Origin of the sequence: Bacillus sp. RCC_6_1 (genome assembly GCF_041360755.1) — a bacterium.
Classification (GTDB): domain Bacteria; phylum Bacillota; class Bacilli; order Bacillales; family Bacillaceae_G; genus Bacillus_A; species Bacillus_A cereus.
Window position 1 is genome coordinate 949,615 of sequence record NZ_JBFUPV010000001.1, and the last position, 17,373, is coordinate 966,987.

A 17,373-nucleotide genomic window follows, 5' to 3' on the forward strand; every position below is an offset into this window, starting at 1 on the left:
TTCCTATTAAAAATTAAGTTCTCTCCAGTAATTCGGCAACACACCATCTACATTTTTCAACCCTTTTTCAATTGCAATTTTTACGAAATGATATTTTTATATAATACTAATTCCTTTCTCCACTTTATATTACGAAAAAGAATAGAACAAAAAAAATCAACCGAACGGTTGATTTTTTATCTCCTACTATAATGCGCAGTATCAATACCACGCTGCATTAACCAATGATATGTTTCACCCTTTACAACAAGAGGTACAGATTGCAACTCTTCTATCGTCTTCGCACCAAGAGCTGTCATTATAAATTTCAAATCTGTATGTAGAAGCTCAATTTCATCCACTAACTTCTCGATACCATCTTGCATTAAAATACGTAAAAAGTAACCAGCAAACGCAGTTGTATTCGCCCCTAATGCGATCGCTTTCGCTACGTCAAGCGCTGTTTGTATGCCCCCAGATGCAATAAAAGAGAGGTTATTATTTGTAGAGGTTGCTTCAATAATCGAGGTTGCTGTTTGTATGCCCCAGTTATTAAAATAAGAAAGCATTCGCTGTCTTCTTTCATTTTCAACAGCAGCAAAATTCGTACCACCTTGCCCACCAATATCAATTGCTGTTACACCTACGTTCGCTAACTGCTGCACTGTTTCCTTACTCATCCCAAATCCAACTTCTTTTACAATGATAGGAACTTTACTATTTAAAACAATTTTCTCAATGCGCTGAAGTACTCCAGTAAAATCACGGTCTCCTTCTGGCATCGTTAACTCTTGTATGACATTTAAATGAATTTGCAATGCATTCGCTTCAATCATATCAACGGCACGCTCTGCCTGTTCGATAGTTGCCTCACTACCTAAATTAGCAAAGAAAATACCATTTGGATTTACCTTTCTGATCACCTTATAAGAAGCAGCTTCACTTTCATCTTTTAACGCCGCCATTTGCGAACCTACAGCCATAGCAAGGTTATGATGTTTCGCTACATATGCTAATTGCTCATTAATATGTAACGTTTTCTCTCCTCCACCACCAGTCATCGCATTGATAAAAATCGGCGAACTTAGTGAAAGTTCGCCGATTTTTGTTTCACATGTTATTGTGTCATAATTTGAATTTGGCAAGCTTTGATGCACAAAATCAATATCATGAAAGCCATGCGTACGAGACTGACCAGTAGAAAGAGCGTATTCAATATGATCTAATTTACGTTTTGCCCTTACCACTTGTACCCCTCATTATTTCTTTAATTTTTTCAGTTGTTCACCAATAATATCACTTAATTGGAAAGTAGCAGAATCAGCATTTGGCTCATACTGACTATAATCTTCAGTTACATTATTTTCCTCAAGCGCTTCTTTTATACTTAAAGAAATACGTTTCTCTGCTACGTGAACTTCAAGTACTTTCACTTTTACTTCTTGTCCCATTTCCAATACTTCATTCGGATTTTTCACGTGACGATTTGCAATTTGAGATACGTGTACAAGTCCTTCAACGCCCGGTAAAATCTCAACGAATGCACCAAATGTAACAAGGCGTTTTACTACTCCCTCACGAATATCTCCAGCTTTTATTTCGCCAGCAACGTTTTCCCAAGGTCCTGGTTGAGCTGCTTTAATTGATAAAGAAATACGTTGTGTATCAGCATCAACAGATAACACCTTTACCTTAACCTTTTGACCTTGCTCTAACACTTCAGAAGGTTGCTCTACACGTTCGTGTGAAATTTGTGAAATGTGAACTAAACCGTCCACTCCACCAACATTAACGAATGCTCCAAAGTCAGTTAATCGCTGTACTGTTCCTTCAACAACGTCCCCTTCTTTTAATGAAGAAATTGCTTCTTTTTTCTTAGAATCTAGTTCTAATTCTACTACCGCTTTATGCGAAAGGATTACACGATTTTTTTCACGGTCTAATTCAACAATTTTCACCGCTAATGTTTTACCTTTATAGTCAGTAAAGTCTTCTACATAATGTACTTCTACAAGTGAAGCTGGAATAAAACCGCGAACACCAAGGTCCACAACTAATCCGCCATTCACAATATCTTTTACAGTAACATCAAATACATGACCAGAAGTAAATTTCTCTTGTAGTTCTACCCATGCTTTTTCTGCATCAACAGCACGTTTAGATAAGACAAGATCATCTTCTTCTAATTTAATAATTTTCAACTCTAGTGTTTGATCTAATTCTACAACATCGCTTGCTTTTTCAATATGAACGTTAGCTAATTCACTAATTGGAATTACGCCATCTGTTTTGTATCCAACATTTACAAGCACTTGTTTCTCTTCAACCTTCGTTACAGAACCTGTAACAACGTCACCAACTTGTAATTCTTTTGAATCCATAACTTCTTCATTCATTTTCTCTACCATGGAAATACCTCCCTACAGAATTGACAAAGCATTTTTTATGTATATACGAAATGAAAACAAAGTTTTCATTTGCATGTTTAAGAATTTCTCATCACATACTCTTTTTCAATAACATTCACAAGAAAATATATTAAACCTATATAAATAGTATACAGCAAAACCAGCTTGAAAAAAGTATGTTTTGAAATATAATAGCGAATATATTCTGACAGTTTTATTCCTCTTTAACTAACTTCTTACAAATCAGCTCATTTGTCAAGGAAAGAGACTCACAATTCACGTATCCTTTACATTTCTATTTAAACAAAAAAAGAAAGAGGATTATCCCCTTTCTTTATTTCGCAAACACTCCAGAAACAATGCTCATAATTTTTTGGACAACTTCTTCAATTGATAAAGAAGTCGTATCTAATTCCAATGCATCATCAGCCTTTTTTAGTGGAGAAACTTCGCGTTCTGAATCTAATTTATCACGCTGAGCAATTTCTTCTTTTAGCTGCTCTAAATTAGAATCGAAACCTTTATTTAAATTTTCTAAATGCCTTCTTTCCGCTCTTTCTTCAACAGAAGCAAGCATAAAGATTTTCACTTCAGCATCCGGTAATACATGTGTACCAATATCACGGCCGTCCATTACAACGCCGCCTTTTTTCGCTAACTCTTGCTGACGACGTACCATTTCTTCACGAACAAGGCGATGTTTCGCTACAATAGATACTCGATTCGTCACATCAGGTGTACGAATTACTTCAGAAACATCTTGTCCATTTAAAAATACAAGCTGTGTATTTTCTCCTTGCTGAAACTCAATATTTACATTCTTTACAACTTCCATTAACTGCTCTTCATTTTCAATGTCTACTTTTTGTTGAAGGGCTGCATATGTAAGCGTACGGTACATTGCGCCTGTATCAATATAAACATAAGAAAGTTCCTTCGCAACAACTTTTGCCACTGTACTTTTCCCTGCAGCTGCTGGACCATCTATAGCAATTGAAATTCGTTTATCCATTGTAACACCTCATTTTTTCACTTATAAAACAAAACGAAAAGCAGGTGTTCACCCTGCTTCTTCTCATTTGCTTCGCGTCATTAAATCCTCAATTATTGTAGCATAATCCTTCATAGAAGAAAATGAAAACTACCGATTCACCTGCAAGATTTCCACTTTGTTTTTTACCATAACACCCTCATAATAAACAATTTTAGATAAATATTTCACTGATGACTTATGTATAAATAACAATTGTACAACAGAAAGACAAATGAATTGTATTATTAATATACGAATAAAAATTCTCTCCATCTTTTTCACCGTAATTTCTCCCTCCTATACTATATTTGCACATTTCGTTTCGTAATTTTATACATCGTACATATAGCAGTTAATTTTATTGTCATTTTCGAGGCATACTTTTATACATTTCCATTGTCGAATTTACTCAAAACATGTTATGTTCTAAATGTATTTTTTTACTTGAAAGGGGTATAAGCATTGAAAAGAATCCTAGTTTTACACACAGGTGGAACAATTGCAATGGAGGAAGATAAAGAAACTGGGGTCGTACAACCAGGTAAAAAAAATCCTCTTTTAAAATTCATTCCTGATTTAGAAGGCGATGTTGATTTAATCGTTGAAGATGTGTTCCATCTACCATCTCCTCATATGACACCGAGCGAAATGTTACAATTACAAGTCATCATTGATGAAAGAGTAAAACAAGACAACATTCATGGCGTAGTTATTACGCATGGTACGGATACATTAGAAGAAACAGCTTATTTCTTAGATTTAACAGTACAAGCAACTATTCCGATCGTAGTGACAGGTGCAATGCGCTCTAGCAATGAGTTAGGTGCTGATGGTCTATATAACTTCTTATCAGCTGTAAAAGTTGCTAGTTGTGATGAAGCTGCAGAAAAAGGTGTTTTAGTCGTATTAAACGACGAAATTCATTGCGCTACAAATGTAACGAAAACACATACAAGTAATGTCGCAACATTCCAAAGTCCACAATACGGACCAATTGGAATGGTAACAAAACGCGGCGTTGTCTTCCATCACGCTTTAGTACATCGCGAATCATATACGATAAATAAAGTGTCTAAAAATGTAGTTGTTCTAAAAGCATATGCTGGCATGGATGATACATTATTAGCAGCAATCGAAAATCTTCCTGTAGACGGCATTGTTATCGAAGCTCTTGGACAAGGTAATCTCCCTCCAAGAACACTACCTAGCCTAGAAAGATTATTAAATAAAGGTATTCCTGTCGTATTAGTTTCTCGCTGTTTCAACGGTATCGTTCAAGACGTATATTCGTATGAAGGTGGCGGTAAACACTTAAAAGATATGGGCATTGTATTCACATACGGCTTAAATGCACAAAAAGCACGCATTAAATTACTTGTTGCATTAGAGAATACAAATTCTCATGAATCCATTCAAAATATGTTTATGCACGAATAAAAAGGAGCTGTCGAGATTTTCCCGACAGCTCCTTTTTATTTTTCTCTTGATGCAATGGTTTGCGCAATCGCATCTCCATGAAATCTACCGTTCTCGATAAATATTTCATTTGCATTATTTCCAGCAGCAATGACACCTGCAATGAAAATATTTTCAGCATTCGTTTCCATTCTATCCTCTGTATAAATTGGACGTCCTGTTTCTTCATCAATCTGAACACCCATCTTCGTTAAGAAGCTATGATCAGGATGATAACCAGTCATCGCAAATACAAAATCGTTTTTGATTGTAAAAGCTTCACCATCAACTGTAAACGTTAATGTATGCTCAGTAATCTCTTTCACATGAGCTCCAAAATGCATTTGAATTGTACCGTTTCGTACTAACGCCTCAAATTCCGGCAAAATCCAAGGCTTTATGCTTGGTGAATACTCACTTCCACGATACAGTACCGTTACACGTGCACCAGATTTAACAAGTTCTAACGCGGCATCTACACTCGAGTTTTTCCCACCTATAACTACTACATCTCGATCAAAATAAGGATGCCCCTCTTTAAAATAGTGAGCTACTTTCTTCAATTCCTCACCTGGAACATTCATATAATTTGGATTATCATAATATCCAGTTGCTACAACAATATATTTCCCTATATACATTTCCTTACTTCCATCACGCTTTGTCGTCTCAACCTGAAAAACTTCTCCATCTTTTTGAACTTTCTCCACTCGCTCAAAAGCATTTACACGTACAGATTTACGTTTTACTACTTCACGATAATACGCAAGCGCTTGATTTCGAAATGGCTTACGATTTTCTGTAATAAAAGCTACATCACCAATTTCTAATTTTTCACTAGAAGAGAAAAATGTTTGATGAGTTGGATAATTATAAATGGCATTTACAATGTTTCCTTTTTCAATTACTAACGGATTTATCCCTACCTTTTGCAACGAAATTGCAGCCGCTAATCCGCACGGACCGCCTCCGATTATAATAACTGTTTCTTTCTGCATACTCGTCCACTCCTAGTCTTCTACCAATGCACTATTTATAAAAACAAGAAAAAACCTACTTACAGCAGTAGGCACCTATCTTTATTGTATTCATTTTTCATATATTTGTCATCTAAACGAAACGTACATCCGATAGACATCTGCTAAAAACTGCTGAAATTTAATACCTTGTTTCCCTAATACATTCTCAGGATCAATCTTTCTAGCTGGATCAAGCGTTTTATGTGACACGATATCTTTTTTCGGATTTAAGCCAAAGTTTTGGCATAAATACGCATGATACCATGTAAAACGATTATACGCTTCCCAAAAGTTAACATCACCACCATAACAAAGTTCCACTCCAATGGCCGCCTTATTCGCGTCATAGCCATATAAGTCATTATCCGTCGGCACACCATATCGAACATGATACGCAACTTCATTTATAGGAATAATCTCCAATATTGTTTTATCATCTATAAATGTATGTGCCGAAGCTTTCGGTTGTAATTCATTAAAGTAATCTCGATTGCCTATCGCATTGCTTCCAGGATTCCCCGTATCATGGCTTACGATAAATCTCACTTTAGTCAGAGGAATCCCCGGTCGTGAACTTCCATATCCAATATAATTGCGCTCTATAGGAAACATCGCCATTGCTACCAACTCCCGCTCTAGAAGATTACCTTACTTCCTTATATATGTATTCGGTAGCAATGTCCTTATCGCATATTTCTTACGCGAAGAGAAAATCGAAAATATTTGAAGTGAACACCATAAACAACAAGATACTTACAGCCACTCCATAAAAACCGTAAAACCAAACACAATCTTCTTTCGTATCTAAACCGAAAAATTTATTTACCGATTGTAATAATGTGCCACGCTTGCTTTGTTTGTTTCGTAATACTTCCACTCGCTCTACAACATCTGCTGGCATCATAAATCTTTGGTCTACTGTCATTTTCATCATTTATCTCTCCTTAAAATCATTTCCGTTTTGTTTATCTAAGGAGAGTATAGCACGTTTGTTCGTGTAGAACAAGCGTTCTTTTTTATTTTTATTTTATTTTATTTTTCAGCAGGCCAAGTAAAAATTGAGATTACAACGGCAATAATCGGCCCTACTACAACCACACCAAATATCAGAAACAGTAGCCCTTCCCCGAACATCCGAACGGTACTTATTTTGCGAGCTTTCATCGTTCTTGCGAGTTCTCCCTCTAACCTATTAACCTTTTCTTCTAATTGTTCTACTCGTTCCAACATTTCATTCTCCATATACAACACCTCATTTAATACTTCAACAAAAAAACGTGATTCCCTCGAAAGGAAATCACGTTTTCTCAAGATATAATATTTTATACCCAACCTCTGAAGCGGCTTGCTTCAGCCATTTTACGAACACCAACCATGTACGCCGCTAAGCGCATGTTCACTTTACGAACTTGTGCTGTTTCATAAATAGAATCAAATGATCTTACCATTACTTTTTCTAAACGTTGTTCTACTTCTTCTTCAGTCCAGTAGTAACCTTGGTTATTTTGTACCCACTCAAAGTAAGATACTGTTACACCACCAGCACTTGCTAACACGTCTGGAACAAGTAAAATTCCGCGATCTGTTAAAATTTTAGTCGCTTCTAATGTTGTTGGACCATTTGCTGCTTCAACAACGATTTTCGCTTTAATATCATTAGCATTTTCTTCTGTAATTTGGTTCTCAATTGCAGCTGGAACTAAAATATCGCAATCAAGTTCTAACAATTCTTTGTTTGAAATTGTATTGTTAAATAGCTTTGTTACTGTACCGAAGCTATCACGACGGTCTAATAAATAATCAATATCTAATCCGTTTGGATCATGTAACGCGCCGTAAGCATCTGAGATTGCAATAACTTTCGCACCTGCATCATGCATAAATTTAGCTAAGAAGCTACCAGCATTACCGAATCCTTGAACAACAACGCGTGCACCCTTAATATCAATGCCACGTTTTTTCGCAGCTTCGCGAATACAAATTGTTACACCTTTCGCTGTTGCTGTTTCACGTCCATGTGATCCACCTAGTACAAGCGGTTTACCTGTAATAAATCCTGGTGAATTAAATTCATCAATACGGCTATACTCATCCATCATCCATGCCATAATTTGAGAGTTTGTGAATACATCTGGAGCTGGAATATCTTTCGTCGGTCCTACGATTTGGCTAATTGCTCGTACATAACCGCGGCTTAATCTTTCTAACTCACGGAATGACATTTCACGTGGATCACAAATAATTCCACCCTTACCTCCACCATATGGTAAATCAACAATACCACATTTTAAACTCATCCAGATTGAAAGTGCTTTCACTTCATTTTCTGTTACATTCGGATGGAAGCGAATTCCACCTTTCGTTGGACCAACAGCATCATTATGTTGCGCACGATATCCTGTAAATATTTTAACAGTCCCGTCATCCATACGAACTGGTATTTTCACTGTCATCATACGAATTGGTTCTTTTAATAATTCATATACTTCGTTTGGATAACCCAATTTTTCTAACGCTTCACTAATAACAATTTGTGTTGAATTCAATAGTTCAAAATGTTGTTCCCTTTGTTGTTGTGTTTTTGTTTGAGTTCCCTTTTCGGCTACCATAGTAAGTAAACCCCCTGTAATTTCACTTGTTTAGTAAACCTTCATTGCCTAGTATACACCCTTAAATTTGGAATGCAATAGAAAACGCTAACAAATATATACAAACTATTTTCTGTTGCAAGCGTTTTCACTATTATTATAGTCCTTTTATTACTTTTAGAAAAGTAAAATACTTAAATATTTAAATATTTTTTATTTCCATCAACCACACTCCCATAAAACTGCATATTTTATTTTCAAAAAGTATGTTCGAGTATTTACAATCATCCCTTCCCTTCTCCAAATAAAAACAAAACCTCAGCTATGTTGTATTAGCTGAGGTTTTGTTTTTTCACAAAGTAATTGTGTATTTGCTCTATCGCGTTAACATCCATTAATTCTTTACCGTACTCCATGATGCGATAAATGGTTGCTGTAGACGGATTACCGTATTCCGCTAAAATAGCTATAAAATCCGCCTTTAACAATTGAATTTGTTCCTCTTCTTCCACCCAAAGATAGAAGCGCTCATCCCACGTATATAGCTTTCCGCCAGTTACACCAAGGTTATATAAGCGATTCGACAGGTTAATTACGTCATCTAGCGTAGCAAACTCATATAATATATGCTCACTTTCATCTAGAGTCACTTGCATTTCAATAAACTCGTCACGGAACTCATCATCTGTATCCATTTCTTGATTTTCTTTCGTTACAATTACAACCATCCCTTGTGCTTGTAGAGAAAACACTTCAACTGCAATCGGACCATCTGCTTCAAACCCTAATTCCTTATTTGCTTCTTGCATCATATCACGAAATAATTGCTGTACTTTCGGTGCATTTCTCCATAAATCTTCTTTCGTTAATCCTCGTTCAGATAAATCATCAAATGTTAGAAAAATTTTTATCTTATTGTAATTTAATCGTTCCAGCCTCATCTCATACCCTCCCTACGTAACCAATGCATCTAATTTTTATTATATGAAATAGAAAATAGATGGTTCTTTTCGAACAACTATTCCGACATTTTTAACCATCCATCCCATTCTTCTTTCGTATCACCAATTAGGATTGTTTCAATGTCCAACTGGTTTAGAACGCCTAGCTTTCCGATAAATCCAACTAAAAGAGATTCCCTTTTTTCTTGTAATAAATTTATAAAGTTCATCGTCTTTTTCATTTCTTGTTCGTCAGCAAAAGATACAAATACATATTTCGGCTGTATTTCCTCTACCGCTGATAACATACCATCTTCAGCTAAGCTTGTCCTAATATATATCGCCTCATATCCTTTTAAGCGTAAATAAGTTGAAAAAATAAATCCTTTCAATGCATCCTTTTCTAACACAATAACTTTGTGTAAAGAGGAAAACATTGAGGCATTGTGATACACCATCCCTAGACGCGTTTGTAAAAATGATAGTGCATATTGAAATTGCACCATTGAAATCTCATTATTATTTTTTGACGTTAATAATTTGTCTGTCACTCGAAGAACAATACTGGCAACAACCTTCTCTGTTGAATATATACTAAAAGCTTCGTTTAATAATGCAGCAATTGTAATTTCATCAAATTTTAACAAAGCTTGTAGCAAATCGTCCACTAAAACAACTTCTTTATCGAAATGTATCTCTTTTTGAACTGTACTCTGCAAACGATTCTCTTCTAATAATCGAACTGCTTGTCCAATCATCATACCGGAAGAAACTTTTTCCATTAACCATTTTAAAATTTGAATATGCTCTTCTGTATATAAACGATGCCCAGCTTGATTCCGCTTTGGGGCAATAATTTGATATCGTCTTTCCCATGCACGAAGCGTACTCGGCTGAACTCCAATTATATTCGAAACGGCTTTTATATTGTATTTCCCATTAAGAGTTGGCATCATTTCCCTCCGCACAATGTAATGATGTGTGTTTGAGCAGGTGCTCGGAAACGAAGTGGTATCAATGTTGTTCCATACCCATTACTAACAAAGAGAATCGTATTTAAATGGTTATATACGCCACCTTTTAAATATTTTTTAGATGGGAATAATCGGATTTGCCCTCCATGCGTATGGCCACTTAACACAAGTGAAATCTGTTCATTTCCAGACATTTTTTTTATTATATCAGGGTTATGACTAACTAGGATACGAAAACCATCTTCTTTACAATCCGCCAATGCCAAATCTAGACGATCACGGTGCAATCCAACATCATCTATACCGAGCAAACAAATTTTCTCGCCTAATTCAGACTCAAATACCACTCTTGTATTATCTAAAACTTTTACGTTATTTTCTAATAATAACGCATCTAATTCATGATATTCTATCTCATAATCATTGTTTCCCCACACAAAATATACAGGAGCTATCTCTCTTAACTTTTGAATATTCGCAGAGATTTTTGATAAAGAGACACCTTTCTCTGCTAAATCTCCTCCGATAATTACGAGATCTACTTTTCCTTTTACTTGTTCAATTAACAAATTCGAAATGACTCTTCTATGAATATCAGAAATAAAAAACACATTTACTTTTTGAAAACTTTTCGGAAATTCTTTAAATACTAAAGTATGTTCCAACACCGTATTACGCATCGCTTCTTTATACATCACAAGAAGCAATAAAATCCCCATGCCTATGAGAGTACTGAATAATATAATCCATATCATATTTTTGACTCCCCTCCTCATAAAGATAATCCTAGGCTTTTATAACAAACGGTGATCGCTTAACTCACTAGCTTTCTTGCTTTGTGGACTTATCTTTTATCGGAATTTTTAATTCTTGACCTGCACTCACTTCATCTTCTTGCAAGTTATTATACTTTTTAATTACTTCAATTCCATTTCCATCTGAAAAATATTGCTTCGCTATACTTTCTAAAGTTTCTCCCTCTTTCACAGTATGCGTTATTACTTTTTCAGAATGTTTCTGCGACTCAGATTTAGCTGAATCAAAGAAGATTACTTCAAACGCACTTTTTCCGGCATTATTACTATCACCCTTCACCTGAATATATTTATCCGTGTACCACAAAATACTAATCGGCAGCAGAATGAATAGAAATGTTAAAACCCGGACGAAAATGTGATTTATTTTAAACTTTTGTTTTTTTTCTTTATTTCTATGAATTTCACTACGCGGCGGTAAACTTTCTTTTTCTTCCACTCGCTCAACTTCTAATTCCTCTTCAAAATCAGGAATTCGTTTCCTCATGTTGTTCACCACCACCTTCCATTTATTTTCTTAATTGGAGTCCCATTATAAAATCAACAAGAAAGTGTGCAAAGATTGTTATAAACAAATTTCCTGTCCATTCAAATACATAACCAAAGACAAAACTAATGAAACAGACGAAACAAAACAAAAATGGCTTTGTTATATAACGAATATGTAACACTGCAAATACGAAGCTCGCAATTACAATTCCAAAATGAGTCTGTACTACACCTCTAAATAAAAATTCTTCTGCAAAACCAATTAAGAACGTAATAACGAGTAAGTGTAGAACGGACATTCCTCGAAACATCTTATCGTTAATACCACCATCATCAAACCAAGACTCCGGAAACACTCGCATTGCAACATAATCTAATAACACAATACCAATCGCTAACAAACCACCTATAATAAGTATAGATACTGGTTCCCATTTCCATAAATTAAAGACTTCTTTTACATCTTGAAATAATATATATGCCAGTAAACAGCCAATACCGATAATAATTAACTGTGTTATATATAGATTCAGCCTTATTTCCTGCGGACTCATATCTTCAACATTATGCCTTTGAATGTTCATCATTCCTCCATCTTTTCTAGGCCGAAAAGCTTTTGTAACTCTGTTTCCCAATTATAGTCGAAATCCGATTGTTGCGCTCGTCTTTTTTTATAATCTTCTTTTATAATACCGCAATAATCGCAGCAATTAATTAACTCTTGCTCTTTCCTATAACCGAACTGTTGCAGCACATATTCACGTCTACATCCTTTAACTTGTATCCATGACTTCATATTTTCTAGCTCACTATATTTATTACGCAACCTTATTTCTACTTCAGCTATTAATCGGTTCATGATTTCATCTGACAAACCTTCTAATAATAATCTTCGTTGTTGTATAATTCCAACCTGTTCGAGATGATAACGAACGAAACGCCAATATTGCTCATTAAATCTTGCTGCATTATAACAAATTTCTTCTACATCTTCTATTGGTAATTCTTTCGTTTGAAACATTCTTTCTTGTAGTAAAGAAAATAAAAATTGTATTTGTGACTTACTTGGCAATTCATCCTCAATGATCGAAATTGGTAAATCATGATCCAACGGACTACATAATAAAATAGCTATACTCGGTTCGCCATCTCTTCCAGCTCTTCCGATTTCTTGTAAGTAAGAAGCTATATTAGTTGGATAATGAAAATGAATAATATATCGCGTATTCGCCTTATTTACCCCCATACCAAATGCACTTGTGCATATTACAAGTTGCAATTGATCGTTCATAAACTGCTGTTGAATTAACATACGCTCTTCATGTTCCATACCACCATGATAAAAAGCTACACCAGTAACACCTTTCCCTCTCAAGTATTCCGTTAACCTTTCTGTCCACGCTCTACTTGAGCAATATACAATCCCCGGCCCTTGTAAATACATCACCTGCTCTAAAAGCGCCTCTTTCTTTTCTTCTATCGTCTCTACAAATTGCACATCCATTGCAATATTAGGACGGTCAATAGAGTATACATGTTCCGCGGCACCCTTTAAATTTAAACTATTTGCGATATCCTGCAGTACCCCTTTTGTCGCTGTGGCTGTCAATGCTAATACTGTAGGAGAACCAATATTTTCAATAACTACATTTAGTTTTTTATAGTCCGGTCTAAAATCATAACCCCATTGAGAAATACAATGAGCCTCATCAACAACAAATAATGAAATATGAATTTTCTTCAATTCCCTAATTAATAACTCCGACTGTAACATCTCTGGTGAAACAAAAATAAATTTATATGAAGATAATTTTTTCATCGCTTCTCTTTTTTCATTTAATGTCCGAAAACTATTAAATGCTATTACTCGGTTTTTCACAACATACTTTAATTGTGTTACTTGATCTTCCATTAAAGATAATAACGGTGATACAACAAGCACTGTTCCTTCTCGCATAAGCCCCGGAAACTGATAGCACATAGATTTCCCTCTTCCAGTCGGAAGCATTGCTATCACATCTTTTCCTTCTAATAAATCTGTAATAACTCCTTTTTGACCTGGACGAAATTCAGAATATCCAAACCACTTATATAAATATTCTTCAAGTTTCATTTACACCCTCCATCCGCGCTAATACAAGACGAACTTCAAAATAAGAGATATCTTCTCCAACCGCTTGTTTCAAAACACGTAACTTCCGCGTTTGCAATGCTTCAATTACTTTTATTACTTTGTCTATCTTTTCTTTTTCCATAAACATTTCAATAGAAAAATCTTTTTCTCGCAAAGCAATTTCAACAAAATGATCTTCTATCGTTGCAACCTTTAAATTCCGAATCGTCGCTATTTCTTCTAAAGAACGTCCTTGTCTCCAAAAATTATATGTTTTTTTCGTCGATAAACTAAATAATTCAGCTCTTTCATTTGGATAAGATATAATTTCAGCTAATAGTGGAAATTCATTTTCTTTATCACGAACTTCTTGTATAAAGAAATGCATTGTACCCCAAAATAAAAAATACACCCTGAATATATCTTGTTTCGTAATTTCTGCTAATTGTTGCAATGTACAACCAATACGTTCATAACCCGTTAGTCGATATGTTACAATCGTCGCTTCTATCGTATTGCTCTTTTCTAAAAGATTATATACTTCCGTCCATAGTTTTCTCGCCAACTCACTTCTCTTATATGGTATTCCTGTTAGAAAACGTTTCACCCACATCATTATTTCTGTATCTTGCTGAATTGGGATAAACTTCGTATTATTCTGTTGTAAATTTGATATAGTTTGAATAATTAATGATAATCTTTTCCAAAATGTTTCACCTAATTCACCATAATGTAAACCATGCAAATGCGCCGGAAAAGCATAAACTTCCTCCCATTTATGTAACTGCATTTTACCCGTAGGTGTTAACACATATGTATTTTCATGTATTTCTTGAATAAAATTCGCTTGCAACAACTTTGCAACTTCACCATCATAGTCATTTCTATTCAATGATTTGTATATTCCGAACAAAAAAGAAATTCGGAACATATTTCCATCTTGTAAAGTTTGCGAAGAACGTTTGCCCTTTAGTAAATAATAAATAGAAGAAACGGTTCTTTCACCATTCAATTGTTTTAAACAATGCAACAAAGTATATTGTATTTGCATGACCGCTTCCACCTTCCAATCTTAACTTCATTCTTTTCAGTACAATTACACTATCTACTTTCGCTCATTAAACTTATCATATGAGAACTATATACTTGTATATATTCTATTGTATCAAACGAAATCATATTTACGTATTTTGAAAATCTTATGACATAATTCAAAAATAAGTTGACACTCTAATTGATAAGCATTATCATTATAATTTTATGTTGAAAAGTTTTACAAACCGTTTTACAATAAGGTTATAATTTTTATGGCGAGCTTTTCACATACATATTATCAGGAGGGAAAAAAGATGGCAAAATATACAATCGTTGATAAAGATACTTGTATTGCATGTGGTGCTTGTGGCGCTGCTGCACCAGACATTTATGACTATGATGATGAAGGTATTGCATTTGTAACATTAGATGATAACCAAGGTATCGTTGAAATTCCAGATGTATTAATTGAAGATATGATGGATGCATTCGAAGGCTGTCCAACTGACTCAATTAAAGTTGCTGACGAATCATTCGACGGAGACGCTTTAAAATTCGAATAGTCTTTTATTAACTTCAAAAAATGCCCCTCATATTGATGAGGGGCATTTTTTGTATCTAAATTTTATTTTCCTTAATAAAAAACCATTAGTAGTTTCACACTACTAATGGTTTTAATATATATTATGCATTTTTCATTTTTGCAAACACCCATACTTTCAGGCGTGAGAATAATGCTACAAATACAATTGTTACAACAATCCCTTTAATTAAATTAAATGGTAAGATTGCCGTTACAACCGTTGTTCTTATAGCTTCGCTAGACATAGCCGGTGAATTTAAAAACCAAGTGTAAGCCGGGAATATGATGATGTAGTTTAATACACTCATAATAAGTGCCATTGTAATTGTCCCTAGCATTAATCCTGTAGTTAAACTCTTCACAGTACGATACTTTCTAAATAAGAAAGCTGCTGGTCCAATAAATAAGCATCCTGCAATAAAGTTTGCAATCTCTCCAACTGGTACTCCCGTTAAACTTCCTTGAATCCCGTAATGTAAAATGTTCTTTATCGCCTCTACAATCACTCCTGCTACTGGTCCAAAGATAATTGCTGCAATTAGAGCTGGTACATCACTAAAATCAATTTTCAAAAATGGCGGAAGCCCTGGGAACGGAAAATCTAACATCATTAGTAAATATGCAATACTACTTAGCATCGCTACACTCACCATCTGCACTACACTGTTTTTTTGTTTCATCTTTCTCTCTCCTTTTCCATCGATCATCTCATGGAAAGTGGAAAGGTTCTGCTATGCCTATTTTTTCATAGAACGAAAAAACCCTTTGTGTTTTACACAAAGGGAGAATTTAAGGCACATCAAACAGACGTTCAAATCCATATCTTTTTTGAACGCTTGAACCTCCATCTTCTCCCATCCAGACTATACTGTCGGCTTTGGAATCACACCAAATCCTGCCTTAACGGCTCGCGGGCTTAGAACAAAATCATAAATAGTTCATCACCGCCGGTCGGGATTTTCACCCTGCCCCGAAGATAGACCGATATTCTATTTTCCCCTTCATTATACAACAACCTCATAACATTGTGAACTAAAAAATTGTAACTTATTTAAAATTAGTTATTTATTTTTCGTAACAAAAAAATAAATTGCGAGATATTTTACAATACAATCCATATTTTTTATTATTCGGCATTTCTCTTTTGAATTACCTAGTCATATATAATTAAAAGTGATAAGATATTGAATTGTTAAGATAAGAACATTTTCTGAGTTATGGAGGAAATGTCATGAAAAAAGACAAGAGACATTCTATTCGAGAAGCAATGAAAAAAAACTTAAGAAAAGAATACTTTTACTTAAAAAAAGAATTACTTTTCTACTGCCCAATTGATTTAGGCACATTCTCAAACGAGACATACTATGCTACTTTCGATGAAGATGGCATCAGTATTTATCAGTATGATAAAAAAACAGAAAGTAAATTAAAATTGTGTGAGCGTCATCCGTGGAAGAGTTGGAATAAAGTGAAGATTGATCACTATTTGACAACTTCTCAATTTATTTTTCAGGGTGAGCGAAATTGGATCTTATCTCTTTTTCAAAAAGGAAAAGAAGCTCAAAAAATTATTGAAGAGCATACATCTTTACAAACAGAAGTTGTTTCCCGCTCTTTCTTAAAAAAACTTCCTGGTTTTCGTTCTAATACACCACTGAATAAATACATCGGTAGTATTTGTTACACTGCACTTATTGCATTTTTATTAAAATGGATGATTCCATTTCAAGCACCACAAATCGCCCTGTATTCTATCTCGATTGGTTGTATGCTTCTTGGCCTACTTTGTTTGACAATCGGTTTAATTGAACCGACTATCGTACTGTTTCGAACAAAAGAGAAAACAAGAACAAAAGTTTTTTACTTATATAGCTATTTAGCTATTTCTGGATTTATATGTGTCTTTATTTTTTGGTAAAAGAAGCCGTCCCAAAATAAATT

At 34.7% G+C, this 17,373-nt stretch carries 20 protein-coding genes and 1 riboswitch; of the genes, 3 read left to right on the forward strand and 17 right to left on the reverse strand.

Annotated features, from left to right (window positions below):
- Positions 1 to 176: 176 nt before the first annotated feature.
- The 4 genes from AB6801_RS04725 to AB6801_RS04740 all read right to left on the reverse strand — a co-directional run bounded on the left by AB6801_RS04725 (position 177) and on the right by AB6801_RS04740 (position 3,702).
- Complete coding sequence (locus tag AB6801_RS04725; protein WP_000251037.1) at positions 177 to 1,226, reverse strand: type 2 isopentenyl-diphosphate Delta-isomerase; 1,050 nt, start codon at positions 1,224 to 1,226, stop codon at positions 177 to 179.
- Positions 1,227 to 1,238: 12 nt separating this feature from the next.
- On the reverse strand, positions 1,239 to 2,387 hold the full coding sequence (gene rpsA, locus AB6801_RS04730; RefSeq protein ID WP_000229559.1) for a 30S ribosomal protein S1: 1,149 nt from the start codon (positions 2,385 to 2,387) through the stop codon (positions 1,239 to 1,241).
- Positions 2,388 to 2,721: 334 nt separating this feature from the next.
- Positions 2,722 to 3,399: a (d)CMP kinase gene (gene cmk, locus AB6801_RS04735; RefSeq protein ID WP_000361257.1), complete on the reverse strand. Its 678-nt coding sequence runs from the start codon at positions 3,397 to 3,399 to the stop codon at positions 2,722 to 2,724.
- A 129-nt stretch (positions 3,400 to 3,528) separates the two neighbouring features.
- Positions 3,529 to 3,702, reverse strand: a complete 174-nt coding sequence (locus AB6801_RS04740; protein ID WP_000738057.1) for a YpfB family protein — start codon at positions 3,700 to 3,702, stop codon at positions 3,529 to 3,531.
- Positions 3,703 to 3,882: 180 nt separating this feature from the next.
- Here AB6801_RS04740 and ansA point away from each other — a divergent pair, with 180 nt between their 5' ends.
- Positions 3,883 to 4,857, forward strand: coding sequence for an asparaginase (gene ansA / locus AB6801_RS04745; protein WP_000822026.1), 975 nt, complete (start codon positions 3,883 to 3,885; stop codon positions 4,855 to 4,857).
- 35 nt (positions 4,858 to 4,892) lie between these two features.
- On the opposite strand, the gene AB6801_RS04750 is transcribed toward ansA, so the two are convergent.
- The 12 genes from AB6801_RS04750 to AB6801_RS04805 all read right to left on the reverse strand — a co-directional run bounded on the left by AB6801_RS04750 (position 4,893) and on the right by AB6801_RS04805 (position 14,865).
- Entirely contained in the window at positions 4,893 to 5,873 is a 981-nt protein-coding gene (locus AB6801_RS04750; protein ID WP_001168510.1) for a YpdA family putative bacillithiol disulfide reductase, read from the reverse strand.
- Between the two features lie 108 nt (positions 5,874 to 5,981).
- The gene (locus tag AB6801_RS04755) at positions 5,982 to 6,512 is read right to left on the reverse strand and encodes a peptidoglycan recognition protein family protein (protein ID WP_001240655.1); all 531 of its coding nucleotides are present in this window, start codon (positions 6,510 to 6,512) and stop codon (positions 5,982 to 5,984) included.
- 79 nt (positions 6,513 to 6,591) lie between these two features.
- A complete protein-coding gene (locus AB6801_RS04760) occupies positions 6,592 to 6,828 on the reverse strand; it encodes a DUF3961 domain-containing protein (RefSeq protein WP_001983018.1) in 237 nt (78 codons plus the stop codon).
- Between the two features lie 98 nt (positions 6,829 to 6,926).
- Entirely contained in the window at positions 6,927 to 7,136 is a 210-nt protein-coding gene (locus AB6801_RS04765; protein WP_097998919.1) for a hypothetical protein, read from the reverse strand.
- 80 nt (positions 7,137 to 7,216) lie between these two features.
- Entirely contained in the window at positions 7,217 to 8,503 is a 1,287-nt protein-coding gene (gene gudB / locus AB6801_RS04770) for an NAD-specific glutamate dehydrogenase (RefSeq protein WP_000225173.1), read from the reverse strand.
- A 311-nt stretch (positions 8,504 to 8,814) separates the two neighbouring features.
- Positions 8,815 to 9,423 (reverse strand): genetic competence negative regulator, encoded by a 609-nt coding sequence (locus AB6801_RS04775; RefSeq protein WP_001235402.1) that lies wholly within the window; start codon positions 9,421 to 9,423, stop codon positions 8,815 to 8,817.
- A 77-nt stretch (positions 9,424 to 9,500) separates the two neighbouring features.
- Positions 9,501 to 10,376: a MerR family transcriptional regulator gene (locus tag AB6801_RS04780; RefSeq protein WP_001142653.1), complete on the reverse strand. Its 876-nt coding sequence runs from the start codon at positions 10,374 to 10,376 to the stop codon at positions 9,501 to 9,503.
- Complete coding sequence (locus AB6801_RS04785; RefSeq protein ID WP_000637796.1) at positions 10,376 to 11,152, reverse strand: metallophosphoesterase; 777 nt, start codon at positions 11,150 to 11,152, stop codon at positions 10,376 to 10,378. Before AB6801_RS04785 ends, AB6801_RS04780 begins: the two co-directional genes overlap by 1 nt.
- Before the next feature lie 67 nt (positions 11,153 to 11,219).
- Positions 11,220 to 11,699, reverse strand: coding sequence for a LysM peptidoglycan-binding domain-containing protein (locus AB6801_RS04790; RefSeq protein WP_001231553.1), 480 nt, complete (start codon positions 11,697 to 11,699; stop codon positions 11,220 to 11,222).
- A 22-nt stretch (positions 11,700 to 11,721) separates the two neighbouring features.
- Positions 11,722 to 12,285 (reverse strand): CPBP family intramembrane glutamic endopeptidase, encoded by a 564-nt coding sequence (locus AB6801_RS04795; protein WP_001025780.1) that lies wholly within the window; start codon positions 12,283 to 12,285, stop codon positions 11,722 to 11,724.
- Positions 12,285 to 13,814 (reverse strand): ATP-dependent DNA helicase RecQ, encoded by a 1,530-nt coding sequence (recQ, locus tag AB6801_RS04800; RefSeq protein ID WP_000762979.1) that lies wholly within the window; start codon positions 13,812 to 13,814, stop codon positions 12,285 to 12,287. Before recQ ends, AB6801_RS04795 begins: the two co-directional genes overlap by 1 nt.
- Positions 13,804 to 14,865, reverse strand: a complete 1,062-nt coding sequence (locus tag AB6801_RS04805) for a YpbB family protein (protein ID WP_001167011.1) — start codon at positions 14,863 to 14,865, stop codon at positions 13,804 to 13,806. Before AB6801_RS04805 ends, recQ begins: the two co-directional genes overlap by 11 nt.
- 298 nt (positions 14,866 to 15,163) lie before the next feature.
- On the opposite strand from AB6801_RS04805, the gene AB6801_RS04810 reads away from it, so the two are divergent.
- The gene (locus AB6801_RS04810; protein WP_001151993.1) at positions 15,164 to 15,412 is read left to right on the forward strand and encodes a ferredoxin; all 249 of its coding nucleotides are present in this window, start codon (positions 15,164 to 15,166) and stop codon (positions 15,410 to 15,412) included.
- A gap of 121 nt (positions 15,413 to 15,533) precedes the next feature.
- Here the strand turns inward: AB6801_RS04810 and AB6801_RS04815 are convergent, their stop codons facing one another.
- Positions 15,534 to 16,112, reverse strand: coding sequence for an ECF transporter S component (locus AB6801_RS04815; RefSeq protein ID WP_000810856.1), 579 nt, complete (start codon positions 16,110 to 16,112; stop codon positions 15,534 to 15,536).
- 162 nt (positions 16,113 to 16,274) lie between these two features.
- Positions 16,275 to 16,414: riboswitch (FMN riboswitch) on the reverse strand.
- Between the two features lie 249 nt (positions 16,415 to 16,663).
- On the opposite strand from AB6801_RS04815, the gene AB6801_RS04820 reads away from it, so the two are divergent.
- Positions 16,664 to 17,350: a hypothetical protein gene (locus AB6801_RS04820; protein ID WP_000710837.1), complete on the forward strand. Its 687-nt coding sequence runs from the start codon at positions 16,664 to 16,666 to the stop codon at positions 17,348 to 17,350.
- Positions 17,351 to 17,373: the final 23 nt, after the last annotated feature.